This window comes from Arenimonas soli, assembly GCF_014643775.1.
Lineage (GTDB): Bacteria > Pseudomonadota > Gammaproteobacteria > Xanthomonadales > Xanthomonadaceae > Arenimonas > Arenimonas soli.
The window spans coordinates 453989-476554 of record NZ_BMKC01000001.1; the positions used below are offsets into that span (position 1 = coordinate 453989).

Here is a 22566-nt window from a genome sequence, read left to right on the forward strand (position 1 = left end):
GCGATGTCGTGAACGAGGTCTGGTCCGGCGCGACGATGGTCCTGCGCTCCCGGGTCCGCGAGTAAGGATTCGCAATAGGCCGGGGAATTAATTACCCCGGTTCAGGAAGCGCCCTGTCCAAGACTGGCCCTGCCGTCGCGCACAGCGACTCCAGAGAGCAGCCAGCATGAGCCAGGAAACCGTTGCAATTTCCCGCCGACTCAGTGAGCGCGAAGCCGCCGCCTACCTTGGTGTCCGCAGTGAGCGAACCCTGCAAGACTGGCGACAGCGGGGCGTAGGTCCGGCCTATGCCAAGTTGGGGCGCCGCGTCCTGTACTCCGTGGCCGATCTAGACGATTACTGGGCCGCCGGCCGCGTCGAACCGAAGGCGGCCTGATCCATGAGCGCGCCCAAGGGTGGAGGCGAATTTCCGCGAGTCCTCTCCACATGGGACGCCATCTCTGTGATCGAGATGCTGGCGGGATTTTCCCGGAGTCGGATCGATGCGATCGAGCGCGAGCTTCTTGCTACTCGCTGCGATCGCGCCCGGCTCGCTCGTGCCATCCGTGCGCTTCGAGTTGCCATTGATGGCCTTGAAACCGTGCGGGATGCCTACGAGAACTCCCTTGAGAGCTGAGACCTTCCAAGCGTCCAACGGGCTTCGGCTCATTTCGGGTGGCTACCCGCATCCCGATGACAGCGCGCAGGTTATGGGTGACACGAGTGGCCGCCTGCTGCTCGACGCCACCAAGGAAGCGCGCGCGGCAGGTTTCGATGTGAGCCTGGAGGCGAAACAGCGCAATGCGACCCCGGGGAACCTGTCGCGGTTTCGCTTTACCCATATCTCGGGCGCAATGGCTGAGAACAGCCCGCCAGCTTGGCTCGTGCGCGGCGTGCTGGAGCGCGATGCGCTAGCCATGTTCTTTGGCGACCCGGGGAGCGGAAAGAGCTTCGGCGCGGTGGACCTGGCTGCTGCCGTGGCCACCGGCCGCGACTGGCACGGCCATCGTGTCACGGAGGGTCCGGTGCTGTTCATCGCTGGCGAAGGTCGCAATGGCCTTGCCCGTCGGTTCCGCGCCTGGGAGATAGTGGCAGGCGTATCGCTGGAGAAGGCCGAGATTTACCTTTCGCCGGGTGCGACGGCGTTGACGGACTGGCCTGCCGTCGAATCCCTGATGGCGGCTGCTGGTGAGGTCAAGCAACTGCTCGGCCGACCGCCGGTCCTGGTCATCGTGGACACGGTGGCCCGCAACTTCGGCCCCGGTGACGAGAACAGCACGGCCGACATGACCGACTTCATCCGGGGCTGCGATGAAATTCGCCAGTCCCTCGGCTGCTGCGTGCTGTTGGTCCATCACAGTGGCCACGGGGACAAAACGCGCGCGCGCGGGGCGATGGCCCTCAAAGGCGCGCTGGACTTCGAATACCGCTTCCAGCGTGACGAGTCCGGCGTCATCCGCGTAGAGGCCACCAAGGTCAAAGACCACGAATCGCCGCCGCCAATGGCCTTCAAGCTGGCTTCAGTCGAATTGGGCGCTGACGCCGAGGGCGAGCCGATCCGATCCGCGGTCCTGCACCCGGTCACTTACGAGCCGCCAGCATCACGAGGCAAAGCGGGCAGGGGCAAACACCAGACCACGGCGCTCCAGACCCTGCGCGACCTGCTGAGCCGCCAGCGCGAACGGCTGACGGCCAGCGGGCACGACCCCGAAGGCGCGCGCGTGACCGTGGCCGACTGGCGCGATGCCTGCGCTGACGAGGGCTTGGACCGTCGTCGGTTCCCAGAGGTTCGGGAGTCGCTGGCCAGGGCAGGCCGTATTCACCTGGATCACGGCTACGTCCGGCCATTGGGGGATGGATGAGCCTGCCGATTCGATGTCCGGAAAGCGTCCGAATTGCTTCCGATTTGCCGGAATGGTCCGTGTCCGAAATGTCCGAAATGCCTATAGGCATCGGACGGACGGACGTTCCGGACAACTGTTTTTTTCAGAACCAGAGGAGAGAGACCGATGTCTGTTGTTGAGATGCTCAAGAAAGTGACGGGCCGCTCCCGAAGCGGTGTTGCCGAGGCTGAGAAGGCGCTAGCGGAGATTCATGCAGAAATCTCGGCCGCAAAAGCTGAAGTGAGCGCGGCGAGTCTCGATTTCGGCCGGCGGCTGCTGGAGGCGATCGCCAACGGATCGCCCGAGGTAGTCGAGGCGGATCTGGTAGCAAAGGAAAAGCGCCTGTCGCGCCTGGAGCGGGCGAAGGCGGAGGTCGAGAGCCGCATCCAGGCTGCTCAGGCGGCCACTGAGGCCGCCGACCTCGCCCAGCAATGGCAGGCGGCAGAGAAGGCGCTCAATGCCCGTAGGGAGGCGCTGGTGCAGCTTGAGGCGGCGTCCAAGGTGTTCGGTGCGGCCCTGCTGGCGGCGGAGCAAGCGGCGCGCGAGGCGTGGCAAGCCTTGCCTGTGAAAGAGGTGCCGGTGGGCAACGTGGGTAGTCACCGCATCCCGCCGCAGTTCACGAGCCTCGGCGGTGAGATACCGCGCTTGCTGGCGCTGGCCACGGATGGACGTGTTGGCGGCTTTGTTGGCTCGATGCTCTGGACGCTGCGGCGCGAGGTCGGCTTGGTCGAGAGGGCTGACCAGCAAGCGAAGGATTGGCTGGCGCTTCGGGGCGAGCCGCCGACGCCGCCGGAAGCGGCGTGAGTGTTTCGCTGGCGGGACGCTGAAAGCGCCGGCTACGCGTAACGGGCGTTATGTCAAGGGATTCGCAGCCCTGGCGCTAGCGGTGATCGTTCCAGAAATGCAGGCAATCAACCAAAGGAATCGTCATGTCTGACCTCAATGATTCGACCCTCCACCCGGGCCTCGCGCCTTCTGCCACACAAGGGGGAGTGGGACCCCAAAGCGGCGAGACCGCTGTGCATCATGCCCCCGATTTTCGCGGCACCAGAACTCCGGAGCAAGTCCAGGCAGACCCCCACTGGCCGGAGTGGGCACCGGCCCTGCCCACGGACCTACCGACGCCGGCATGGCGCGCCGAGGGACGCGAGCCGAACAATGCCGAACTGGCCGCCGCTCTCGATGAGCGGGCGCATTCGCCCAGCGAGTACCGGCTCCCGGCAGGCTTTCTCGGGGAGCCGAACGAGCAGAGTCTCAGCCACGGACAAGCGTTGCAGTCCTTGCTCTGGCACGCCGGTATGCCGGCCCCGGCAGGCAAGGCGCTGCTGGAGTCGGTGATGGCGGCGGCGACGCGATCGCCCGGCGAAATGGACGACGTGACGTTCCAACTCAAGGCCGGCGAGTGCGAGGCGATGCTCAAGCGGCAGTTGGGCGAACAGGAATACACCCGATGCCGATCCGCGCTTGGGAAACTGTTTGATGAACTCAACGGCAAGTCCGGCGGCAAGCTGAGTGACTTCCTGGATGACCATGCCGAGGTGCTTGTCGATCCGATGGTGCAGCTTGAACTGCTGATGCACGCCGGCCGACGCAAGGGAGGCACGAACCGTGGGCGGTAAGTTCGTCCCGGGAAAGTCTGGCAACCCGGCTGGCCGGCCCAAAGGGTCGCGCAACCGGCTGTCGGTGCTGCGTGATTCGCTGGTGACGGCAACCGAGGCGCGGGAAGTAGTCGCCAAACTGGTCGAATCGGCAAAGGCGGGCGACACGCAGGCGGCGTCGATCCTGATGGATCGGCTGTGGCCCAAACTGAAGTCTCAGGCTCCGGCGCTGGCGGTGCCGCTCCCCGACGGCGATCTGGCCGATCAGGCCGAGACTGTGGTCCGTGAGATGGCGGCCGGCATGATCCCGGTGGCTGACGCCGGGCAGATGCTCGCGGCGCTGGCGTCGGTGGCCCGGATCAAGGAGACAGTGGACTTCGAGAAGCGCCTGGACGCGCTGGAGCGTCGTGCCATGTTCCTGAGGAGTGACTGATGGCTGGCTGGAAATCACGCCGCCTCGGGGCGCTGGAGGCGAAGAATCCCCCCAATCCGAAGATGGTGGTGTTGACGGCTCTCGAAGGACAGGAGGCCGAGGTGGTGGCGAGGTACTACGAGGAGACGCCGGCGGAGTTGCGGGCGGGGATGGTGGTAGTGATTAAGCGGTTTGGCTAGACGTTGAAGGCCCGGCTACTCAGTAGGGGCTGCGGTTTCAGATCGCGCCTTTGCCCTGCTTAATTCACTGGGATAAGTCGGTCACAGCTTTCTAGCGCAGATTTCGTGAACCTTTCCGCATTGTCGATATGCTCAAGCACCATCGGCACGTATTCGCCGTAATGCGCTCCCGCAACCTCGTCGCTTTCTTCGTCACGTATGGTCAACAGGTCGTCTCTCAAGCATTCAATTGCAGTGATAGCTTGTGCAATTGAATTTGAGAAGTCCGATGGAAGTGCAAACAGGCGATCTACGCTTCGATTTAGTGTCGGAGTTTCAAGCCTCTCGCCAAGTGATCCGAGAGATCTCCGTGCTGCGCGACTGTTGGCTAGATTTGCCTCTAACCATTCTCTAGCTTCATCGTCTAAGCCAACAGCTTCCTTGATTTTTTCAATTCTCACAGCCATGAGTTGCAACTCAGGCTCGATTAGCACGGCGAGTATTGCCGCCTCCGCTTTTCGTCGCGCACGCGCTTCAACCTTGTCCCTAAGCGCAAGCCCAAGAGCAATTACGACTGCCGCCCACGTGCCCAAGGCTGCCCAGTCAATTTCGCAAGCTATGGCCACGAGTCATCCCCCGTTTGAAAAGGCATTAAATGTAGTCCGGATTCCCATTTCTATTGCGCGTTCAAAGACTGATTGAACCACGCTGGTCGCTGCCGAACTTGCGCCTTGCTTCGCCGCGCTGCTTAGCTGTTCGCCAAGTGACTCGCTCAAACTGGCAGGAATCGCCCGGAGCAGGGTCAGGCTTTCCATCGTCAAGCGGACATCAAGAAATTTTGAACTGTTTCTGATGAGCGAATTATCGACTCTGCCGACCTCCAGCAGTCCTGCGCCCTGGAGAAAAGTAATAGTTGTTCTAGCGCACCGATGGATGCGACCGTGATCCGCAGTCGCGATGTCTCCCCCATTCTGAATGATGGGACCAGCGAAGCTATCGGCGTCTATATCGCAAGGCATCGGAAACTGGGCAAGTAGCTGCGCGAATACCTGCGTTGCCACAATGTCGAACACTTCTCGATTGCTGGGTGCCATCCTCGTCCCCGTTCGCGGCCCGCTCGGCGTTCGACTCTAGCAGGCGCCCCAAGCCTCGGCTCGATTGCCACGTGGTGTGCACCGACCAACGTGTGTGTCTGCTCATTTTCGCCCAATAGACTGGCTTTTCTGGACGGGCGGAGGGATCGGGCTCAGCGTTTGATACCAGCCAACGACTGCTACCCCGGTGCTACCCCGAAGGCAGTTCATCCCCAGAAAGCGAAACGCCCCGCAGGGCTGAAACCCATGCGGGGCGTGGCTTATAGGATGGTGGCCGGGGAGGGAATCGAACCCCCGACACGGGGATTTTCAATCCCCTGCTCTACCAACTGAGCTACCCGGCCATCCGTCGCACCGGCGGGGCCGGGCGAGCTGGCGATTCTAGCCGAGCGGCGGAGCACGAGGCAAGCCGGATTGGCCCGGGCTGAACTAAAACACGTGTAAATGGAATCTGAACGCCTGTCCGGCGATCACTGTGCGCTGCACCCGGCCGGGAGTAGGGTGGTTCCAAGGCTCAGCACAGCCTGTGCACAAGGAGAAGCACCATGAAAGCCCGTATTGCCCTGATCTCCCTCACCACCGCTCTGGCCTTCGGACTGGCGCTGCCGGTCGCGGCCGGCTCCGACAACCCCGCCAAGGACGCCAAGCGCCTGGAGCTGCTGCAGGCCAATGCCGGCGAAGCCAGGGACACGGTGAAGTTCCTTCGCCCGATGCACGGCTACGAAGTCGTCGGCGCCCAGCACGTCCTGGTGTGGGAAACCCCGCACAAGGCCTGGCTGCTCGACCTGCGCGAAAGCGCGGCCTGCAATGGCCTCAAGCGCGAGATTTCGGTCGGCATCGAAGCGCTTTACGACACCATCAACACCAGCAACGGCTACGTGGTCGGCGACCATGGCCTGCGTTGCCGGATCGAAGGTATCCGCGAGATCGACGTAAAGGCCTGGAAGCAGGCCGAACGCGAGGCCGGCATCCGCAGCTAAGCGGCTGCCTCAGTCCGCCGGCGGCACGTAGCCGGCGGGCTTCTCGGCGCCATCGCCGAAGAAGAACTTTTCCATTTCCGTTTCCAGGAAGGCCCGGTGTTTCGGGTCCAGGGGCGAGAGCCGGTTTTCGTTGATCAGCATGGTCTGGTGCGCCAGCCACTGCTGCCAGGCCTCGCGGCCGATGTTGTCGAAGACGCGCTTTCCCAGCGGGCCGGGCCAGGGCACGAAGCCCAGGCCTTCGGTTTCAGTCTGGGTCTTTTGGCAGAACACGGTGCGGCTCATGGCGGGTTTCCCAACAGTTTCTTGACGGGTGCCGGCAGGCCCAGTTCGTGAAGTTGCTGCCGGGGCTGCCAGCGCAGGTCGGCATTATCCCCCTTGCGCGACTCCGCGTCGGCCAGGCGCCAGCGGCGCGGCCCGATGTGCAGCCGGTAATGGCTGAAGACGTGTTCGAATACCGGCAGGTCCTCGCCGGCGTCGAAGTCGGCGCCGACGTTCGTGGCCAGCCAGTCGCGGGCTTGGTCATGGCCTTGGGTTTCGGGCAGCGACCACAGGCCGGCCCACACGCCCTTGGGCGGCCGCCGCGTCAGCAGCACGCGCCCCTGCGAATCCTCCACCCACAGCATCAGCGTGCGGCGTTCGGGCAGCGGCTTTCCGGGTTTTGATTCCGGCAGTTGTTCGACGCGGCCTTCGCGCCGCGCGACACAATCGTGCTGCAGCGGGCACAGCACGCAGGCCGGGTCGTGGCGCGTGCACAGCGTGGCGCCGAAATCCATGATCGCCTGGGTGTAGTCGGCCATGCGGCTTTCCGGCAGGTGCGATTCGGCGATCTGCCAGAGTTTCTTTTCCACCGGTGAACTGCCCGGCCAGCCTTCGACGCCGTGGTAACGCGCCAGGGTGCGCTTGACGTTGCCGTCGAGGATGGCGATCCGCTGGCCATGCGCCTGCGCCAGGATGGCGCCGGCGGTGCTGCGGCCGATGCCGGGCAGGGCGGACAGGGCCTGGAAATCCGCGGGCAGCTCGCCGCCGTGTTCCTGCACGCATACCTGCGCCGCGCGGTGCAGGTTGCGGGCGCGGGCGTAATAACCCAGGCCGGCCCACAGCGCCATCACCCGGTCGGTGTCGGCGGCGGCCAGGTCGGGCAGGGTGGGCAGGGCGTCGAGGAAGCGGGTGAAGTACGGAATGACCGTCTGCACCTGGGTCTGCTGCAGCATGATTTCCGACAGCCACACCCGGTAGGGCGAACGCGGATGCTGCCAGGGCAGGTCGTGGCGGCCGTCGCGGTCGAACCAGGCCAGCAGGTGCTGCGCGAAGCCGCTCATTCTTCGCTGGCCGGGGCCGGTTCGACGATGTCGGCCTGGACGTTTTCCAGGGTGAAACCTTCGATTTCCAGCGAAGGCGCGGTGAAGCGGCCGAGCATGGGCGGCAGCGGCGTGCGTTCTTCGTTCGCCAGCCAGGCTTGCGCGTCCGCGACCACCAGCGTAGCGTCGAGCCGGGTTTCGCCGCGCGCCAGCTTCAGCGACACGGGGTCGGAAAGATCGGCGGCACCGGCGTAGGCCACGTCGAAGTCGACGGGCAGCGCCACGGCGGCCCGTGGTTCGGGCAGGACCGGCCAGTCCGCGGGCCAATCGGGCATCGTGCCCTCCAGCTTGAACTGCACGGTTTCGCCGAAGCTTGCACTGCCGTCGGCCTGCAGGGTCGGCACCGGGGATTCGCTTTCAAAGCTCAGGTTGGCGAATTCCAGCCGGGTGTAATCGCCGGTGGCGTCGAAGTCGCCTGCGAATACCAGCGTCCAAGGTGAATCCAGCTCGGCCTGCTGCAGGCGCCCCGTGGCACGAAACATGAAAGGCGAAGCCAGCGCGGCACGCAGCAGCGACACGTCACCTTCGAAGTGGATGGACAACGCGTCGCGCTCGAAGCGCCCCTTCGCTTTCACGTCCAGCGGCTGGTCGGGCCGCAGCTCGTCGAACGACAGGTCCAGTGCGTGGATACGCCAGTCGCCGCCCACCACGCGGCCGCTGGTGACCAGTACGCCCTGCGTCAGCGTCGGCAGTTCAAACGGCGCCTGGGGGCGCGATGCGCGCCAGTCCGACAGCGCGGCGAGGTCGAGCGCCGGCTGGTCGAGTTGAATGCGGGTGATCACCACCTTGTCGTCGCCGCCCCAGACGGTGTCCCAGGGCAGGGAGACTTCGACGCGTTTGGCCGTAAGCAGCGGCGCGGCGGCGCCGGGCTGGCGTGCGACGACATTGGGCAGAACGAGGCGCGGCTCGGGGCGCAGCACGTAGCTGGGCTCGCCTTGAAAGTCGATCTCCAGGCCCTGCGATTCCCCCAGCGCGTCCAGCACGGTGCGCGCAAGGCGGTGCGGCTCCAGCTGGTGGTTGACCCACAGGCCGGCCATCGCCAGCAAGGCCAGCACGACGGCGAGGTACAAGGGCCAGCGGCGCTTGCGCGGGGCGTCGGCCATTCAGGCGGCGGGCGGGGCCGGCAGCAGCGCGTCGACGAAACCTTCGGGGTCGAAGACGCGCAGGTCCTCGGGTTTTTCCCCCAGGCCGATGAAACGGATCGGCAGGCCGAATTCGCGGGCCAGCGCGAACACCACGCCACCCTTGGCGGTGCCGTCGAGCTTGGTCACCACCAGGCCGGTCACCTTCACCGCGGCGTGGAACTGGCGCAGCTGGTTCAGGGCGTTCTGGCCGGTGGTGCCGTCGATGACCATCAGCACTTCGTGCGGCGCGCGATCGTCGAGCTTGGCCAGCACGCGGCGGATCTTGCCCAGTTCGGCCATCAGGCCCTGCTGGGTGTGCAGGCGGCCAGCGGTGTCGGCGATCAGCACGTCGATGCCCCGGGACTTCGCCGCCTGCAGGCCGTCGAAGGCCACCGAGGCCGGGTCGGCGTCCTGGCCCTGGGCGATCACCGGCACGTCGTTGCGTTCGCCCCAGATCTTGAGCTGTTCGACCGCGGCGGCGCGGAAGGTGTCGCCGGCGGCGAGCATCAGCGAGTGGCCGTCCAGCTGGAAGCGGCGCGCCAGCTTGCCGATCGTGGTGGTCTTGCCGACGCCGTTGACGCCGACGGTAAGGATGACGAAGGGTTTGGCGGCCGGGTCGATTTCCAGCGGCTTGGCCACCGGCCGCAGCATCGCCAGCAGGTCGTTGCGCAGGGCGCGGAACAGGGCCGGCACGTCGGCGAAATCGCGGTCCTTCATGCGCTTGCGCAGGCGGTTCACCACTTCGGTGGTGGCGGGCACGCCCATGTCGGCGGTGATCAGCGCCGTTTCGATTTCGTCGAGCAGGTCTTCGTCCAGCTGCGGGTTGCGCTGGAACAGGCCGCCCAGGCTGCGCGCCAGCAGGCTGCCGCCCAGCACGCCCTTCATGGCCTCGCGCCCCTCGGCGCGCTCGGCTTCCAGGCGCGCGGCCTTTTCTTCCTGGTGCACCGTGAAGGCGCGGGCCAGGTCGTCGGGGCTGAAACCGCCGCGCGCCGGCGCGGCCGGCTTGGTGGCTGGCCTGGCCGGTTCGGGGGTCTTTTCGGACTTTTTCTTCAGGAAATCGAACATCGCGCTGCTTTCGCGGACAATGGCCGGAATGTTACCACCCGGCCCCCTGCCTCCCCGATGAACCAGCGCCCCAAGAATGGCCCCCCGGGCAGCGTGCGCATCATTGCCGGCCAGCTGCGCGGTTCGAAGCTGCCGGTGCCCGACCGCCCCGGCCTGCGGCCCAGCGCCGAGCGGGTGCGCGAGACCCTGTTCAACTGGCTGCAGCCCTACCTGCACGGCGCCCGTGTCCTGGACCTGTTCGCCGGCACCGGGGCGCTGGGTTTCGAGGCGGCATCGCGCGGGGCCGGCGAGGTGGTGCTGGTCGAACGCGACCCCGACCTGGCCCGGTCGCTGCGCGAACAGGCCACGCGCCTGAAGGTGGAGCAGGTGAAGGTGCTGGCCGAAGACGCCCTGGCCTGGCTGGCGCGCAGTCCGGGCCCGGGTTTCGACCTGGTGTTCCTGGACCCGCCGTTCGCGGCCGGGCTGTGGGAACCGGCCGCCGCGGCCCTGGCCCCCTGGCTGGCACCGGGGGCGCTGATCTACGTCGAATGCCCGCGCAACGTGACGCCTTCGCTGCCATCGGGCTGGACCCTGCATCGTGAGGGCCATACCCGCGACGTGCACTTCGCGCTCCATCGCGTCGGAGACTGATACACTTCAGGCGTATCCACACCCGCAGGGCGACTGATCGGCATGAGCCAGGCCCGAACCCGCGTCGCGGTCTATCCCGGCACGTTCGATCCCATCACCAACGGACACATCGACCTGGTCGCCCGCGCGGCCCCGCTGTTCGACAAGGTGGTGGTGGGCATCGCCGAAAGTCCGGGCAAGAGCCCCGCGCTGCCGCTGGCCCAGCGGGTCGACCTGGCCCGAATCGCCCTGGCCGGCCACGACAACGTCGAAGTCGTCGGTTTCCATTCCCTGCTGGCCCATTTCGTGCACGAGATCGGCGCCGGCGTGCTGCTGCGCGGCCTGCGTGCGGTGTCGGACTTCGAATACGAATTCCAGATGGCCAGCATGAACCGCCACCTGATCCCGGACGTCGAGACCCTGTTCCTGACCCCGGCCGAACAACACAGCTTCATTTCTTCCAGCCTGGTGCGCGAGGTCGCGCGTCTCGGCGGTGACGTTTCCGGGTTCGTGCACCCGGCCGTCGCGACCGCCCTGGCCGCCCGGTGGAAGCAGTCGCAGTAGTACACAATCCACACAAGAGGTATCGCCATGACCCGTGCTCTGATTCCCGTCGCCATGCTGCTTTCCGCCCTGGTGCTGTCGGGCTGCAAGAAGGAAGAGGAAGCCGCCGCCGCGCCGGTTGAACTCACCGCCCCGGCCAGCACCGACGACGCCGAGTGGAAGGCCTACCTGGGCCAGGTGATCGGCCGCAACCAGGAAGGCGTGACCGACCGCGTGTTCTCCTACTACCTGCCGGTGGGCAGCGACACGCCGGCCGAGGGCGACCAGGACGGCAAGACCATGTTCGACCGCCAGCTCGAGAACGTCACCATGGTCGTGCAGCGCACCGTGCTGCCGGGCAACATGCTGGCCTTCGGTTCGCCCGACAGCGCCAAGATGGCCGACCTGGTGGTGATGTCCTTCACCGACGCCGACCCGAGCGCCCTGGCGGGTTCGCAGGTGCTGTTCATCGGCAAGCCCGAGGACAGCGACCGGGTGAAGGCCGCGGTCGAGGTCGCCGGCGCCAAGTACGTGTTCGTCGAGGCCAAATAAGCCTCGTCTTGCCCATGCGGGCCCGCCGCTTGCCGGCGGGCCCCGGGCATTTGACGGGACGACCCCCATGTCCCTGCTCATCAGCGATATCTGCATCAACTGCGACGTCTGTGCGCCGGCCTGCCCGAACACGGCGATCTCGCAGGGCGAGGTGATCTACGAGATCAACCCGGCCCTGTGCACCGAATGCGTGGGCCACTTCGACGAACCACAGTGCGTGGTCGTCTGCCCGGTCGAGTGCATCGACCTCGACCCCGGGCATCCCGAAACCCGGGAGCAGCTTCTGGGCAAGTACCACGCCCTCACCAAAGGAAAGTCCGCCGCATGATTCGTTTCCTGCTGCCCGTCCTGCTGGCGCTTTCGCCGCTGACCCTGGCCGACGATCCCGCGCGGTCGCCGGCGGATCCCGCGCAAGCCGGCATCGCCAGCGCCAACGCCTACGCCACCGACGCCGGCATGGAAGTGCTGGCCAAGGGCGGCAACGCCTTCGACGCGGCGATCGCGGTCAGCGCGACCCTGGGCCTGGTGGAACCGGAAAGTTCGGGCCTGGGCGGGGGCGCTTTCATGCTGCTGCGGGTCGCCGGCGAAGACCGCGAGGTGTTCATCGACGCCCGCGAACGCGCGCCGCTGGCGGCCAGCCGCGACATGTTCCTGGACGCCGACGGCAAGGCCAACCGCGAGCTGTCGGTCAATGGCGCGCTGGCGGCAGGCATTCCCGGCCTGCCCGCGGGCCTGGACCACCTGGCGAAGAAGTATGGCCGCCTGCCGCTGTCGCAGTCGCTGGCGCCGGCCATCCGCCTGGCCCACGAGGGCTGGCGCTTCGGGCCGAAGAACGCGGCGTTCCTGGGCTACCGCCGCGACGTGCTCAGGCGCAGTCCCGCGGCCGCGAAGCTGTTCCTGCGGGGCGGCGAGGTGCCGGCCGAAGGCACGCTGATGCGCAACAAGGAATACGCACGCACGCTTGAAATCCTGGCCGCCCAGGGCGCCGACGGTTTCTACAAGGGCGACTTCGCCCGCCGCCTGGCGCGCGGCGTGCGCGAGGCCGGCGGCATCTGGACCGAACAGGACCTGGCCCAATACACGGTGGTCGAACGCGAGCCCCTGCGCATCCGGCACCGTGGTTTCGACATCGTCACCGCGCCGCCGCCGTCGTCGGGTGGCGTGGCGCTGGCCACCATGCTCAAGGTGCTGGAAGGCTACGACTACCCGCGCCTGGGCAAGGCCGAACGCAGCCATCTCTTCATCGAAGCCATGCGCCGCGCCTACCGCGATCGCGCGCTGTACCTGGGCGACCCGGACTTCGTGCAGGCGCCGGTGGACATGCTGGTTTCCGACGCCTACGCCGCCGGCCTGCGCGCTTCCATCCACCCGGCCCGGGCCACGCCCAGCGACCTGCTGCCGGGCGTCGACGCCGCGCCGCTGCGCCCGGACACCAGCCACTTCTCGATCATCGACACCGAAGGCAACCTGGTCGCCGTCACCCAGACCGTGAACCTGCCCTACGGCAGCGCGCTGATGGTGCCGGGCACCGGCTTCCTGCTCAACAACGAGATGGACGATTTTTCGGTGAAGCCGGGCGTGCCCAACGCCTTCGGCCTGGTCGGCGACGACGCCAACGCCATCGCGCCGGGCAAGCGCCCGCTGTCCTCGATGACCCCCAGCTTCCTGGTCGGCCCCGAGCGCACCGCCGTGCTGGGCACGCCGGGTGGCAGCCGCATCATCACCATGGTGCTGCTGGGCCTGGTCGAGCTGATGCAGGGCGAAGGCGCCCAGGCCACCGCCGCGGCCCCGCGTTTCCACCACCAGTACCTGCCCGACGTCGTTCAGGCGGAGGCCGATGCCTTCACGCCGGAGCAAATCGCCGCGCTCGAAGCCATGGGCCACGACGTGCAAGCCGGCGAACGCACCTGGGGCAACATGCAGGTGGTGCTGTGGAACCATCACGACGGCGGCGTCGAGACCGGCACCGACCCGCGCTGGAAGGGCGTGGGCAAGGGCACGTCCACCGAAGCCTCGGTCTACCGCTAGGAGGCAGGCATGAAACTCTGGTCCATCCTTGGCAACTCGCAGCGCCTGGACGGCGGCGCCATGTTCGGCAACGCGCCTCGGGCGATGTGGAAGAAGTGGTCGCCGCCCGACGACCTCAACCGCATCGAGCTGGCCTGCCGGGCGCTGCTGGCGACGCCGGTCAACGGCAAGACGGTGCTGTTCGAAGCCGGCATCGGCGCTTTCTTCGAACCCAAGCTGCGCGATCGTTACGGCGTGGTCGAGGACCGGCACGTGCTGCTCGACTCCCTTGCCGAAGCCGGCTTTTCCCACGAAGACGTGGACGTGGTGGTGCTCAGCCACCTGCACTTCGACCACGCCGGCGGGCTGCTGGCGGCGTGGGAGGAGGGCAAGCCGGCGCGCCTGCTGTTTCCCGGGGCCACCTTCGTGGTCGGCGCCGAACACTGGCGGCGCGCACGCAACCCGCACCCGCGCGACCGCGCCAGCTTCATCCCCGAACTGATGGACCTGCTTGAAGCCAGCGGCCGGCTCGAACTGGTCGAAGGCGAGCGCTGCAAGGCCCTGGGCGACGCCGTGCGTTTCCACTTCAGCCAGGGCCACACGCCGGGCCTGATGCTGGCCGAACTGTGCGGCCAAGAAGGCGGCGACGGCAGGCCGCACGGTGGCCTGGTGTTCTGCGCCGACCTGGTGCCTGGCCGGCCCTGGGTGCACGTGCCCATCACGATGGGCTACGACCGTTTCCCGGAAATGCTTATCGACGAAAAGCGTGCGTTCCTGGAAGACAAGCTTGAACGCAACGTGCACCTGTATTTCACCCACGATCCCGGCTGTGCGCTGGCGCAGGTCACCCGGGACGAAAAGGGCAAGTTCGGCACCACCCACGAGGTGTCCGCCCTCCATGCCCGTTCGCTCGCTGCCTGAGGATCCTCCGATGAACCGACTGCTGTTGCCGCTGCTGCTGTGCCTGTCCCCCGTCGCTCTGGCCGCCGACTACGGCGAACCCATGCCCGAGGGCGAAGCGACCGCCATTGCCGAAGCCGCCGCCGATCCGCAGGCCTACCAGGGCAAGCCGGGCAAGTTCACCGGCCGGATTACCGAGGTCTGCCAGAAGAAGGGCTGCTGGGTGGTGATGGAACAGGACGGTCACAGCGCCCGCGTCATGGCCAAGGACCACGGCTTCGAAGTGCCCAGGGACGCCAGCGGCCCGGCCGTGGCCTACGGCGTGCTGCAGGTCGAACCGATCAGTGACGAACACGCCCGCCACCTGGTCGAGGACGACGGCGCCAGGGCGCCGGCGAAGCAGGAGCTGCGCATCATCGCCACCGCCATCAGCCTGCCCGACGCCTAATTGTCATGCGGGGCCCGCAGCATGCTGGGTCTGAATCCGGGATCCACCCGCGGGAATCGAATTGAACAGCCACGATCAAACGCCGCGTTTCTCGCGGCGACGCATGCTGCAGTCAAGCCTGGGCCTTGGCGTCGCGGCCCTTGGCCTGGGACCGGTGGGCAAACTGCTGGCCAAGGCCGGCAGTGGCCTGGGCGTCTCGCCCGGCTACGGCCCGCTGGCGCCGGTTCGCGACCGCGCCACCGGACTGCCCTTGCTGCGACTGCCGGCGGGTTTCGAATACACCAGCTTCGGCTGGGCCGGCGAGGAAATCGCGCCCGGCCAGGCCTGCCCGGGCAAGCACGACGGCATGGGCGTGGTCGGGGCCGAAGGCGACATCGTCACCCTGGTGCGCAACCACGAACTGACGAAGGAGCCCGGCGGCAGCTTCGCGCCGGCCTCGGCCACCTACAATCCCGACGTCCGCGGCGGCACCGTCACCCTGCGCTTCGACACCGCGCGCGGCGAATTCGTCGACGCGCTGCCTTCGCTTTCGGGCACGCAGGTGAACTGCGCCGGCGGCGTCACGCCCTGGGGCAGCTGGCTGTCCTGCGAAGAAGTCGTGGTCCAGGCCGGGCAAAAGGTGCGCATGGGCGATGGCGCCGTGCATGAGATGAAGCGCAGCCACGGCTTCATATTCGAAGTGCCGGGCAAGGGCCTGTCCAACGCCGAGCCGCTGCTGGCCATGGGCCAGATGAAACACGAAGCCGCCGCGGTGGATCCGCGGGACGGCATTGTTTACCTGACCGAGGACCACAAGCCGCACGCCGGCTTCTACCGCTTCATTCCGCGCACGCCCGGTGAACTGCACCGCGGTGGCCGCCTGCAGATGCTGCGCGCCGAAGGGGCGCCGGACCTGCGCACCGGCTGCCGCGTCGGCGACGTCATGAAGGTTCGCTGGGTCGACATCGACGAACCCACGCGCGGAACCGACAGCGACGGCGGCCCGGGCGGCCTGGTGCGCCAGGGCCTGGCCAACGGCGGCACCGCCTTCATCCGGCTCGAGGGCGTCATCGTCGAACAGGGCCGGGTCTTTTTCATCTCCACCAGCGGCGGCGACGCCGGCTGCGGCCAGATGTGGGCCTACCGTCCAGCCGAAGGCCTGCTGGAGCTGGTGTTCGAATCGCCCTCGCGCGAGGTGCTGGACTACCCGGACAACATCGTCGCCAGCCCGCGCGGCGGCCTGGTGATCTGCGAGGACTCCGTCCAGCCGGTGCAGCGCCTGTACGGCCTGGACCGCGCCGGCGGCCTGTTCGAGTTCTGCCGCAACAACGTGGTGCTGGACGGCCACCGGGGCTTCAGCGGAGACTTCCGGGAAGAGGAATGGGCGGGCGCCTGTTTTTCCCCGGATGGCCGCTGGCTGTTCGCCAATGTCTACGAGCCCGGCTTCACGGTCGCCATCACCGGCCCCTGGAGGCCCGGCCTGATCTGAGGAGCGACCCATGATCACCCTGCTTTACGCCGCCTTGTGCACCCTTTTCATCCTGGGCCTGGCCATCCGCGTCATGCTTGCCCGCGGTCGCCTGAAAGTGGGCCTGGGCGATGGCGGGCACGGTGAACTCAACCGGCGCGTGCGCGCGCACTCCAATGCGGTCGAATACGTGCCGCTGGCGCTTATCCTGCTCGGCGGCATGGAATTGAACGGCTACCCCGACTGGCTGGTGCACACCTTCGGCGCCACGCTGGTGGTTTCCCGGCTGTTGCACGCCTGGGGCCTGGCGGTCAGCGAGGGCCGCAGCGCCGGCCGCTTCTGGGGCACGCTGCTTACGCTGCTGCTGATGGTCGCGATGTGCGTGATGGCGATCGTCGGATTCGCCGCCGGCTATTCCGAGTTCTAACGGCGCGGCGGCGCCAGCAGTTCCTGGCGGCTCAGGTAGCCGTCGCCGTCGGCGTCCTGGCGACGGAACTGGGCGCCAAAACGGGCTTCGTGCTGTTCGAGGGTGATGCGCGGGGCGTCGGGCACGTGCTGTTCGTGCGGCTCGAGCACGCCGTTGCCGTCCACGTCCATCTGCCGGAAGGCAAAGCCCATGCGTTCGAGGAACTCGTCGAGCGAAACCCGGCCGTCGCCGTCGAGATCGACGCGATCGAAATAGTCGTCCGCCTGCCCGAACGCGGGCGCGGCCAGCAACAGCAGCGCCAGCAGGCTAGCCCGCATAGACCGTGATTTCCTCGCGGTCGTGGTAGAGCTGCTTGGCGCGGACGGTCAGCGGCCGGCCGGCCTTGTCGACGAAGTGCTGCAGGCAGTCGCGGGTTTCATCCCAGCGCTTCTTCATCGGCAGCTTGAGGTTGAAGATCGAGCGCTTGCACCAGCCTTCGCGGAACCAGGTGCCCATGCGGTCGGCCACCTTCGCCGGCGACTCGACCATGTCGCAGACCATCCAGTCCAGCGGCTTGGGCGGCTGCCAGCGGAAGCCGTCGGCGCGGATGTGTTCGATGATGCCGGTGTCCATGGCGCTGTCGGCCATCGGCCCGTTGTCGATCGCGGCGACGCGGATGTGCCGGCGCGCAAGCACCCAGCTCCAGCCGCCGGGCGCGGCGCCGAGGTCGGCGGCGTTCATGCCCGGCTGCAGGAAGGCGTCGCGTTCCTTGTCGGTGAGCAGGCACATCAGCGCCTCCTCGAGCTTGAGCGAGGACCGGCTGGGCGCATCGGCATGCGCGCGCAGGCGCGGCACGCCCAGCGGCCAGGGCGAGGCGTCCTTCGGATCGGCGCTGGCCAGCAGGGCATGGTTGCCGGCCAGCATCAGCACGTGCAGGCGGGGCAGCCGCGGGTCTTCCTTTTCGGTGATCAGGCCGCGCTGCCGCAGCGCCGGGCGCAGGGCATTGCCCAGCGCGCGCGCCAGCCCGGAAAGCTGGCGCCCTTCTTCGGAATCGGTGTGTTCGACCCAGAGGTCGCCGTGGCGGCCGCGGCCACCCAGGGCTTCCATGATCGGGCCGACGCGGTCCTTGGGATCCAGGCCGGGCAGGTCGGCCAGCAGGCGCAGCTTCTGGCGCGCGAAGATCAGCGTCGACCAGGGCAGGGCCGAGGCCAGCGCGGCGCCGTCCTCGACGCCCAGGAACTGCACGAAGCCGGTGTTGCGTTCGGCCTTGGCGTAACCGGGGAAGCCGGCGAGCGCAGCACGTTCGCCCAGTTCGGCCGCCAGTTCGGGCTCGAAACCGGGGCGGCAGTAGGCCAGCAGGCCATCAGTAGACAAGTCCGGACTCCCCGTAATCACGCAAGATGTCGCGGGCATGGTCGCGCAGCAGGTCGGTGCTGACGCGGATGCCGCGTTTTTCCAGCTCGCCGCGCCAGTCCGCAGGCAGCGGACCTTCGTCGAAGCCGGCCAGGTCCTGCACGTCGTCGGCGCGCGCGCCGACCAGCAGTTCGTCGATGCCGGCCCAGACCACGGCGCCGTAACACATCGAACACGGCTGGGCCGAGGTGGCCAGGGTGATCGGCCCGCCGGCCTGGTTGAGCCGGAAGCTCTGCATGCGCTGCTGGCTGGTCGCCAGCGCCATGATTTCGGCATGGGCCGCCGAGCAGTTGTGCGGAACCACGCGGTTCACGCCGACGCCGACCAGGCGGTCGCCGCTGAACACCGCCGCGCCGAACGGGCCACCGCTGCGGTGGTCGACGTTGCGGCGCGAAAGCTGGATCGCCAGCGCCACCTTGTCCTGCGCCGAGGGATAGGCGCGCTGGGCGTCCACTTCTTCGTGGACCCAGGCCGGCAGGGTGAGGTGAAGCTGGGCGTAGATCATTTTTTCGCCCAGGTGTCGCGCAGGGTGACGGTGCGGTTGAACACCGGCCGGCCCGGCGCATGGTCGCGGCGGTCGGCGGTGAAGAAGCCCAGGCGTTCGAACTGCACGCCGGCCTCGGCCGGCAGCCGTGCCGCCGAGGGTTCGACGTAGGCCTGCACCACCTTCACCGATTCGGGGTTGAGGTGGTCGCGATAGGTCTTGCCGTCTTCGTCGCGGTCCGGGTCGGGTACGTTGAACAGGCGGTCGTACAGGCGCACCTCGGCCGGCACCGCGTGCGCGGCGCTGACCCAGTGGATCGTGCCCTTGACCTTGCGGTCGGCGCCTTCCATGCCGGTGCGGGTCAGCGGGTCGAGCGTGCAGCGCAGTTCGGTGACTTCATCGCCCGACTTGATCACTTCCTCGCAGCGCACGATGCCGACGCCGCGCAGGCGCACTTCGCCGCCGGGCACCAGGCGGTGGAAACCCTTGGGCGGAACTTCCATGAAGTCTTCGCGCTCGATCCACAGTTCGCGCGAGAACGGCACCTCGCGGTCGCCGAAGGACGTGTCCTTCGGGTGGTTGGGGAAGCGCAGGGTTTCGGCGTGGCCTTCGGGCAAGTTGCCCAGCACCAGCTTCACCGGGTTGATCACGGCCAGGCGACGCGGCGCCGCCGCGTCCATCACTTCGCGGATGCAGCCTTCGAGCACTGAATAGTCGATCAGCGAGTTCTGCTTGCTGATGCCGACGCGGTCGGAGAACAGGCGCAGCGCCGCCGCCGGCGTGCCGCGGCGGCGCAGGCCCTGCAGGGTGGGCATGCGCGGGTCGTCCCAGCCGGCCACCAGGCCTTCCTGGACCAGCGCCAGCAGCTTGCGCTTGCTCATCACCGTGTAGTTGATGTTCAGGCGCGAGAACTCGATCTGGCGGGGCTTGGCCGCGGGCACGGCGAAGCCGGCATCCACCAGCGGCTGGTAAAGCGGCGGGTCGCCGGCCAGGTCCACCTTGTCCACGAACCAGTCGTACAGCGGCCGGTGGTCCTCGAACTCCAGGGTGCACAGCGAATGCGTGATGCCTTCGAGCGCATCGGACAGGCAGTGCGCGTAGTCGTACATCGGGTAGATCGGCCAGGCGTCGCCGGTGTTCTGGTGCGCCACCTTCTTGATGCGGTAGATGGCCGGGTCGCGCAGGTTGATGTTGCCGCTGGCCATGTCGATCTTCGCGCGCAGCGTGCGGCTGCCGTCGGCGAACTCGCCCGCGCGCATGCGCCGGAACAGATCGAGGTTTTCTTCGACGCTGCGGTCGCGGAAGGGCGAGTTGCGGCCCGGTTCGGTGAGCGTGCCGCGGTATTCGCGCACCTGCTCGGCGCTGAGGTCGCAGACATAGGCCAGGCCCTGTTCGACCAGTTTGACCGCGCCGCGGTAGAAGACCTCGAAATAGTCCGACGCGTGGCGCAGCTCGGCCCATTCAAAGCCCAGCCAATGCACGTCTTCCTTGATCGCCTCGACGTATTCAGGGTCTTCCTTGGCCGGGTTGGTGTCGTCGAAGCGCAGGTTCACCAGGCCGCCGAACTCGCGGCCGATGCCGAAGTTCAGGCAGATCGACTTGGCGTGGCCGATGTGCAGGTAGCCATTGGGCTCGGGCGGGAAGCGCGTGCGCACGGCCGCGTGCTTGCCGCTGGCCAGGTCCTCGCGGACGATCTGGCGGATGAAGTCGTTCTTTTCCGGCGCCGTGGCGGCGTCGGTGGGGTCGGGGGTCGGGGTCATGCGTCCGCAAACAGCGTGGAAAGGCGTCTAGTCTAACGGCTTGGCCGCATCCCGCGGCCTTTACTGCGCCCGGGCCCGGCCTCGGGCTAGAATCGCCGGGCAGGGGGCTGCAATCACAAGTAGGGGAGACGGCGCTTGCGAAACGCATGGGCCCTGATTGGCTTTACCGCCGCCGCCTTGCTGGCCGCCGCGGTCCTGGTGGTTCCCGGCGCCCGCGCCCAGGCGCCGCAGCCGGCGCTGGACCTGGCCGTCATGGAAACGCCGGTCGGCACCACCCTCGACGACATCCTCACCGGCCGGGCCCAGCCCGGCTTCACCCCCGTGCTGACCCCGGGCTTCGCCTTCACCGCCCGCGATGAGCGGGTGCTGTGGGTTCGCGTGCGCACCGACCTGCCGGCCGGCAGCCACGACTGGCGCCTGGGCGTGGTCCGGGTGCCGCTGGAACACCTGCGCCTGCGCGTGCATCCCCCCGGCAGCGTGGTCGCGCGGGACAGCTTCTTCATCCGCGGCGACGACCAGCAGCCCTGGCCCAGTCATTTCGACCTGCCGCTGCCGGCGGGCCTGTCCGGCCCGACCGAGCTCTACCTGGAGCTGGAAGGCCAGGTGATGGGGGGACTGCACCTGAGCCTGCGCGATGCCGCCGTTGCCGCAGGGCAGGAAGAGCAGGCCCGGTTCTGGTTCCGCGTGGTGTACGCGCTGATGCTGCTGGTGGCGGTGCTGTCGCTGGTGCGCCACGCCGAGGACTCCCGGGCCGGCGCGCTGGCGGTGGGCGCCGCGGCCTTCTGCTCCTGGCTGGCCTGCCTGGGCATCAATGGCCACCTGTATTCGTTGCCCGAAGTCGCCCTGCTTTCCGGGCTGGGCGCCGTGGTGCCCCAGGCCCTGTTCCTGCTTGGCGCCGGGCCGGTGGTGCTGGCCACGCGCCACTACAGCGGCCTGGACAAGTCGGCGCCGCAGTTGGTGGGCTGGATGCGCGGCCTGGGCTGGGTGCTCGTGGCCGGCGCCCTGTTCGCGCTGACCCTGCCCAACAACGCCAGCATCGCCCTGCAGTGGGTGGCCTGGGTCAGCTACCCGGTGGCCTTGCTGGCTTGCGTGGTGATGCTGTTGCTCGATTCCCGCAGCTATCGCTGGGCGCCGCTGCTTACCCTGCTCTTGATGGGCGTCGCGGTGCTGCTGCGGGTCCTGGCCGACCACCAGGTGGTCGAGGCGAACTGGTGGACGCTGTACGGCTGGCAGCTGCTGCTGGCGCTGGTGATGGCCCAGTACCTGGGCCTGCCCTGGGCGCGGGCGCGGATGCAGCGCTGGGCCATGCGCAAGCGGGCCGAGCCGCCGCCGCCCAGCGCCGTAGAGAAGATCGAGGCCGCCCGCGGCAAGCTGATGGCCAGCCTTCAGCACGGCCTGAACCACGCCGACGACGACGACGTGGCCTGGATCGCCTACCGGCGCCTGCTCGATGGCCTCAAGTCGGTGCTCGACCAGAACAGCTCGGCGGTGGTCGGCGAACACGCCGACGGCGAAGAACTGCTGCAGGTCGAGCCCAAGTCGGCCGAGTCGCGCTACCGCAACCTGCTGCGCGAGCGCGCCACGCTGCTGCGCAACCTCAGCAAGCTCAAGGCGGCCCAGCAGGTCGGCTTCGACTTCGACGGGCCGGAAGGCCCGCTGGAGAAGGTGCAGCTGGCGGTCATCCCGCTGCCCATTCCCAAGCCGGGCTGGGGCGCGCTGCTGGTCGAGCGGCCTGCCGACGTCAGCTATTCCGATGCCGAACTGGCGCTGTGCGCCGAGTTCGCGGCGATGGCCGTGGTCGCCGGCGAAGAGGCCTCGGGCACGGTCAGCGCCCAGCGACAGGCCGAAACCGACCCGGCCACCGGCGTATTCCGCGAAGAGGCCATCCGCAGCCGCCTTCAGCAGATGATCGACGCGGCCCGGCTGCGCCAGACGCCCTTCAGCCTGCTGTGGATCGAACTCGACCAGCTGCCGTCGCTGCGCGAGGCCGGCGGCGAAGTCGCCGTGGTGTCGGCCCTGCGGCCGGTGGCCGCGCTGCTGCGCGAAGAGTTGAGCCACGGCGACCTGATCGGCCGCAGCGCCAGCGGTGGTTTCCTGGTGCTGGCGCCGGGCAAGAAGCTGCTGCAGGCGCGCGAATATGCCGACCGCCTGCGCGAGGCGGTGTCGCACATGGCGGTGGACCCGCGCATCGCGCCCAGCCTGAGCATCAGCATCGGCATCGCCCAGGCCGGCTCCGACGAGCGCAAGGCCCCCGACCTGGCCGAGCGCGCGGGCAACGCGGCGCGCGTGGCCAGCCGGAACGGCGGCGACCAGATCTTCAGCTGA

Annotated in this window: 27 protein-coding genes, 1 tRNA gene and 1 pseudogene; 18 read left to right on the plus strand and 11 right to left on the minus strand. The window is 67.8% G+C overall.

Annotated elements, in window-relative coordinates; translation table 11 throughout:
- Positions 1 to 166 precede the first annotated feature (166 nt).
- The 7 genes from IEX13_RS02070 to IEX13_RS02100 all read left to right on the plus strand — a co-directional run bounded on the left by IEX13_RS02070 (position 167) and on the right by IEX13_RS02100 (position 4072).
- Entirely contained in the window at positions 167 to 376 is a 210-nt protein-coding gene (locus IEX13_RS02070; protein ID WP_188660676.1) for a helix-turn-helix domain-containing protein, read from the plus strand.
- Between the two features lie 3 nt (positions 377 to 379).
- Positions 380 to 616: a hypothetical protein gene (locus IEX13_RS02075; protein WP_188660679.1), complete on the plus strand. Its 237-nt coding sequence runs from the start codon at positions 380 to 382 to the stop codon at positions 614 to 616.
- Positions 606 to 1841 carry a helicase RepA family protein gene (locus tag IEX13_RS02080; RefSeq protein ID WP_188660682.1) on the plus strand — a complete coding sequence of 412 codons (1236 nt, stop codon included), beginning with the start codon at positions 606 to 608 and terminating at the stop codon, positions 1839 to 1841. Before IEX13_RS02075 ends, IEX13_RS02080 begins: the two co-directional genes overlap by 11 nt.
- Positions 1842 to 1988: 147 nt before the next feature.
- The gene (locus IEX13_RS02085; protein ID WP_188660685.1) at positions 1989 to 2666 is read left to right on the plus strand and encodes a metal-sensitive transcriptional regulator; all 678 of its coding nucleotides are present in this window, start codon (positions 1989 to 1991) and stop codon (positions 2664 to 2666) included.
- Between the two features lie 125 nt (positions 2667 to 2791).
- Positions 2792 to 3481, plus strand: coding sequence for a hypothetical protein (locus tag IEX13_RS02090; protein ID WP_188660688.1), 690 nt, complete (start codon positions 2792 to 2794; stop codon positions 3479 to 3481).
- A complete protein-coding gene (locus IEX13_RS02095) occupies positions 3471 to 3893 on the plus strand; it encodes a DUF5681 domain-containing protein (protein WP_188660691.1) in 423 nt (140 codons plus the stop codon). The genes IEX13_RS02090 and IEX13_RS02095 overlap by 11 nt, the downstream gene beginning before the upstream one ends.
- Positions 3893 to 4072 (plus strand): hypothetical protein, encoded by a 180-nt coding sequence (locus IEX13_RS02100; RefSeq protein ID WP_188660694.1) that lies wholly within the window; start codon positions 3893 to 3895, stop codon positions 4070 to 4072. Before IEX13_RS02095 ends, IEX13_RS02100 begins: the two co-directional genes overlap by 1 nt.
- 59 nt (positions 4073 to 4131) lie before the next feature.
- On the opposite strand, the gene IEX13_RS02105 is transcribed toward IEX13_RS02100, so the two are convergent.
- The 3 genes from IEX13_RS02105 to IEX13_RS02115 form a co-directional block, all read right to left on the minus strand.
- Positions 4132 to 4677, minus strand: coding sequence for a hypothetical protein (locus IEX13_RS02105; RefSeq protein ID WP_188660697.1), 546 nt, complete (start codon positions 4675 to 4677; stop codon positions 4132 to 4134).
- A gap of 3 nt (positions 4678 to 4680) precedes the next feature.
- A complete protein-coding gene (locus IEX13_RS02110) occupies positions 4681 to 5145 on the minus strand; it encodes a hypothetical protein (RefSeq protein ID WP_188660700.1) in 465 nt (154 codons plus the stop codon).
- 268 nt (positions 5146 to 5413) lie between these two features.
- Positions 5414 to 5489 (minus strand) — tRNA-Phe (locus tag IEX13_RS02115).
- A 201-nt stretch (positions 5490 to 5690) separates the two neighbouring features.
- On the opposite strand from IEX13_RS02115, the gene IEX13_RS02120 reads away from it, so the two are divergent.
- A complete protein-coding gene (locus IEX13_RS02120) occupies positions 5691 to 6125 on the plus strand; it encodes a DUF6491 family protein (protein WP_188660703.1) in 435 nt (144 codons plus the stop codon).
- A 9-nt stretch (positions 6126 to 6134) separates the two neighbouring features.
- Here the strand turns inward: IEX13_RS02120 and IEX13_RS02125 are convergent, their stop codons facing one another.
- The 4 genes and pseudogenes from IEX13_RS02125 to ftsY all read right to left on the minus strand — a co-directional run.
- Positions 6135 to 6407 (minus strand): oxidative damage protection protein, encoded by a 273-nt coding sequence (locus IEX13_RS02125; RefSeq protein ID WP_188660707.1) that lies wholly within the window; start codon positions 6405 to 6407, stop codon positions 6135 to 6137.
- Positions 6404 to 7444 (minus strand): A/G-specific adenine glycosylase, encoded by a 1041-nt coding sequence (mutY, locus tag IEX13_RS02130; protein WP_188660709.1) that lies wholly within the window; start codon positions 7442 to 7444, stop codon positions 6404 to 6406. Before mutY ends, IEX13_RS02125 begins: the two co-directional genes overlap by 4 nt.
- Positions 7441 to 8586, minus strand: a complete 1146-nt coding sequence (locus tag IEX13_RS02135; protein ID WP_188660712.1) for an AsmA family protein — start codon at positions 8584 to 8586, stop codon at positions 7441 to 7443. Before IEX13_RS02135 ends, mutY begins: the two co-directional genes overlap by 4 nt.
- Positions 8587 to 9471 (minus strand): annotated as a pseudogene (gene ftsY / locus IEX13_RS02140) (signal recognition particle-docking protein FtsY); the annotation flags it as partial. It lies immediately after the preceding gene.
- A 258-nt stretch (positions 9472 to 9729) separates the two neighbouring features.
- Between ftsY and rsmD the strand changes: the two are divergent.
- From rsmD to IEX13_RS02185, 9 genes are all read left to right on the plus strand, one after another.
- Complete coding sequence (gene rsmD, locus IEX13_RS02145; RefSeq protein ID WP_188660715.1) at positions 9730 to 10302, plus strand: 16S rRNA (guanine(966)-N(2))-methyltransferase RsmD; 573 nt, start codon at positions 9730 to 9732, stop codon at positions 10300 to 10302.
- Between the two features lie 42 nt (positions 10303 to 10344).
- The gene (gene coaD / locus IEX13_RS02150; RefSeq protein WP_188660718.1) at positions 10345 to 10845 is read left to right on the plus strand and encodes a pantetheine-phosphate adenylyltransferase; all 501 of its coding nucleotides are present in this window, start codon (positions 10345 to 10347) and stop codon (positions 10843 to 10845) included.
- A gap of 27 nt (positions 10846 to 10872) precedes the next feature.
- On the plus strand, positions 10873 to 11376 hold the full coding sequence (locus IEX13_RS02155) for a hypothetical protein (protein ID WP_188660721.1): 504 nt from the start codon (positions 10873 to 10875) through the stop codon (positions 11374 to 11376).
- Between the two features lie 67 nt (positions 11377 to 11443).
- The gene (locus IEX13_RS02160; RefSeq protein ID WP_188660724.1) at positions 11444 to 11704 is read left to right on the plus strand and encodes a YfhL family 4Fe-4S dicluster ferredoxin; all 261 of its coding nucleotides are present in this window, start codon (positions 11444 to 11446) and stop codon (positions 11702 to 11704) included.
- Positions 11701 to 13404, plus strand: a complete 1704-nt coding sequence (gene ggt, locus IEX13_RS02165) for a gamma-glutamyltransferase (protein WP_188660727.1) — start codon at positions 11701 to 11703, stop codon at positions 13402 to 13404. Before IEX13_RS02160 ends, ggt begins: the two co-directional genes overlap by 4 nt.
- 9 nt (positions 13405 to 13413) lie before the next feature.
- Positions 13414 to 14304, plus strand: a complete 891-nt coding sequence (locus IEX13_RS02170) for an MBL fold metallo-hydrolase (protein WP_188660730.1) — start codon at positions 13414 to 13416, stop codon at positions 14302 to 14304.
- A gap of 10 nt (positions 14305 to 14314) precedes the next feature.
- Positions 14315 to 14731, plus strand: coding sequence for a DUF4920 domain-containing protein (locus tag IEX13_RS02175; RefSeq protein WP_188660733.1), 417 nt, complete (start codon positions 14315 to 14317; stop codon positions 14729 to 14731).
- A 61-nt stretch (positions 14732 to 14792) separates the two neighbouring features.
- Complete coding sequence (locus tag IEX13_RS02180) at positions 14793 to 16199, plus strand: alkaline phosphatase PhoX (protein WP_229668420.1); 1407 nt, start codon at positions 14793 to 14795, stop codon at positions 16197 to 16199.
- Positions 16200 to 16209: 10 nt separating this feature from the next.
- Positions 16210 to 16605, plus strand: coding sequence for an MAPEG family protein (locus IEX13_RS02185; protein WP_188660736.1), 396 nt, complete (start codon positions 16210 to 16212; stop codon positions 16603 to 16605).
- On the opposite strand, the gene IEX13_RS02190 is transcribed toward IEX13_RS02185, so the two are convergent.
- Genes IEX13_RS02190 through IEX13_RS02205 form a run of 4 tightly spaced genes read right to left on the minus strand, consistent with a single transcriptional unit; the run spans position 16602 to position 20241 of the window.
- Positions 16602 to 16922 carry an EF-hand domain-containing protein gene (locus IEX13_RS02190; RefSeq protein ID WP_188660739.1) on the minus strand — a complete coding sequence of 107 codons (321 nt, stop codon included), beginning with the start codon at positions 16920 to 16922 and terminating at the stop codon, positions 16602 to 16604. The two genes, IEX13_RS02185 and IEX13_RS02190, sit on opposite strands and share 4 nt — an antisense overlap.
- The gene (rlmM, locus tag IEX13_RS02195; protein ID WP_229668421.1) at positions 16912 to 17958 is read right to left on the minus strand and encodes a 23S rRNA (cytidine(2498)-2'-O)-methyltransferase RlmM; all 1047 of its coding nucleotides are present in this window, start codon (positions 17956 to 17958) and stop codon (positions 16912 to 16914) included. The genes IEX13_RS02190 and rlmM overlap by 11 nt, the downstream gene beginning before the upstream one ends.
- The gene (locus IEX13_RS02200; RefSeq protein WP_188660745.1) at positions 17948 to 18502 is read right to left on the minus strand and encodes a nucleoside deaminase; all 555 of its coding nucleotides are present in this window, start codon (positions 18500 to 18502) and stop codon (positions 17948 to 17950) included. The genes rlmM and IEX13_RS02200 overlap by 11 nt, the downstream gene beginning before the upstream one ends.
- Complete coding sequence (locus IEX13_RS02205; RefSeq protein ID WP_188660748.1) at positions 18499 to 20241, minus strand: glutamine--tRNA ligase/YqeY domain fusion protein; 1743 nt, start codon at positions 20239 to 20241, stop codon at positions 18499 to 18501. The genes IEX13_RS02200 and IEX13_RS02205 overlap by 4 nt, the downstream gene beginning before the upstream one ends.
- Positions 20242 to 20376: 135 nt before the next feature.
- Between IEX13_RS02205 and IEX13_RS02210 the strand changes: the two genes are divergently transcribed.
- Positions 20377 to 22566, plus strand: a complete 2190-nt coding sequence (locus IEX13_RS02210; protein WP_188660751.1) for a sensor domain-containing diguanylate cyclase — start codon at positions 20377 to 20379, stop codon at positions 22564 to 22566.

Coding starts and splice junctions, on each gene's coding strand:
- IEX13_RS02135 (WP_188660712.1), bottom strand. CDS start 8,586: ATGGCCGACGCCCCGCGCAAGCGCCGCTGGCCCTTGTACCTCGCCGTC.
- IEX13_RS02090 (WP_188660688.1), top strand. CDS start 2,792: ATGTCTGACCTCAATGATTCGACCCTCCACCCGGGCCTCGCGCCTTCT.
- IEX13_RS02100 (WP_188660694.1), top strand. CDS start 3,893: ATGGCTGGCTGGAAATCACGCCGCCTCGGGGCGCTGGAGGCGAAGAAT.
- IEX13_RS02085 (WP_188660685.1), top strand. CDS start 1,989: ATGTCTGTTGTTGAGATGCTCAAGAAAGTGACGGGCCGCTCCCGAAGC.
- IEX13_RS02160 (WP_188660724.1), top strand. CDS start 11,444: ATGTCCCTGCTCATCAGCGATATCTGCATCAACTGCGACGTCTGTGCG.
- mutY (WP_188660709.1), bottom strand. CDS start 7,444: ATGAGCGGCTTCGCGCAGCACCTGCTGGCCTGGTTCGACCGCGACGGC.
- ggt (WP_188660727.1), top strand. CDS start 11,701: ATGATTCGTTTCCTGCTGCCCGTCCTGCTGGCGCTTTCGCCGCTGACC.
- IEX13_RS02125 (WP_188660707.1), bottom strand. CDS start 6,407: ATGAGCCGCACCGTGTTCTGCCAAAAGACCCAGACTGAAACCGAAGGC.
- IEX13_RS02190 (WP_188660739.1), bottom strand. CDS start 16,922: ATGCGGGCTAGCCTGCTGGCGCTGCTGTTGCTGGCCGCGCCCGCGTTC.
- IEX13_RS02170 (WP_188660730.1), top strand. CDS start 13,414: ATGAAACTCTGGTCCATCCTTGGCAACTCGCAGCGCCTGGACGGCGGC.
- IEX13_RS02075 (WP_188660679.1), top strand. CDS start 380: ATGAGCGCGCCCAAGGGTGGAGGCGAATTTCCGCGAGTCCTCTCCACA.
- coaD (WP_188660718.1), top strand. CDS start 10,345: ATGAGCCAGGCCCGAACCCGCGTCGCGGTCTATCCCGGCACGTTCGAT.
- IEX13_RS02120 (WP_188660703.1), top strand. CDS start 5,691: ATGAAAGCCCGTATTGCCCTGATCTCCCTCACCACCGCTCTGGCCTTC.
- IEX13_RS02155 (WP_188660721.1), top strand. CDS start 10,873: ATGACCCGTGCTCTGATTCCCGTCGCCATGCTGCTTTCCGCCCTGGTG.
- IEX13_RS02175 (WP_188660733.1), top strand. CDS start 14,315: ATGAACCGACTGCTGTTGCCGCTGCTGCTGTGCCTGTCCCCCGTCGCT.
- IEX13_RS02070 (WP_188660676.1), top strand. CDS start 167: ATGAGCCAGGAAACCGTTGCAATTTCCCGCCGACTCAGTGAGCGCGAA.
- IEX13_RS02110 (WP_188660700.1), bottom strand. CDS start 5,145: ATGGCACCCAGCAATCGAGAAGTGTTCGACATTGTGGCAACGCAGGTA.
- IEX13_RS02200 (WP_188660745.1), bottom strand. CDS start 18,502: ATGATCTACGCCCAGCTTCACCTCACCCTGCCGGCCTGGGTCCACGAA.
- IEX13_RS02205 (WP_188660748.1), bottom strand. CDS start 20,241: ATGACCCCGACCCCCGACCCCACCGACGCCGCCACGGCGCCGGAAAAG.
- IEX13_RS02185 (WP_188660736.1), top strand. CDS start 16,210: ATGATCACCCTGCTTTACGCCGCCTTGTGCACCCTTTTCATCCTGGGC.
- rsmD (WP_188660715.1), top strand. CDS start 9,730: ATGAACCAGCGCCCCAAGAATGGCCCCCCGGGCAGCGTGCGCATCATT.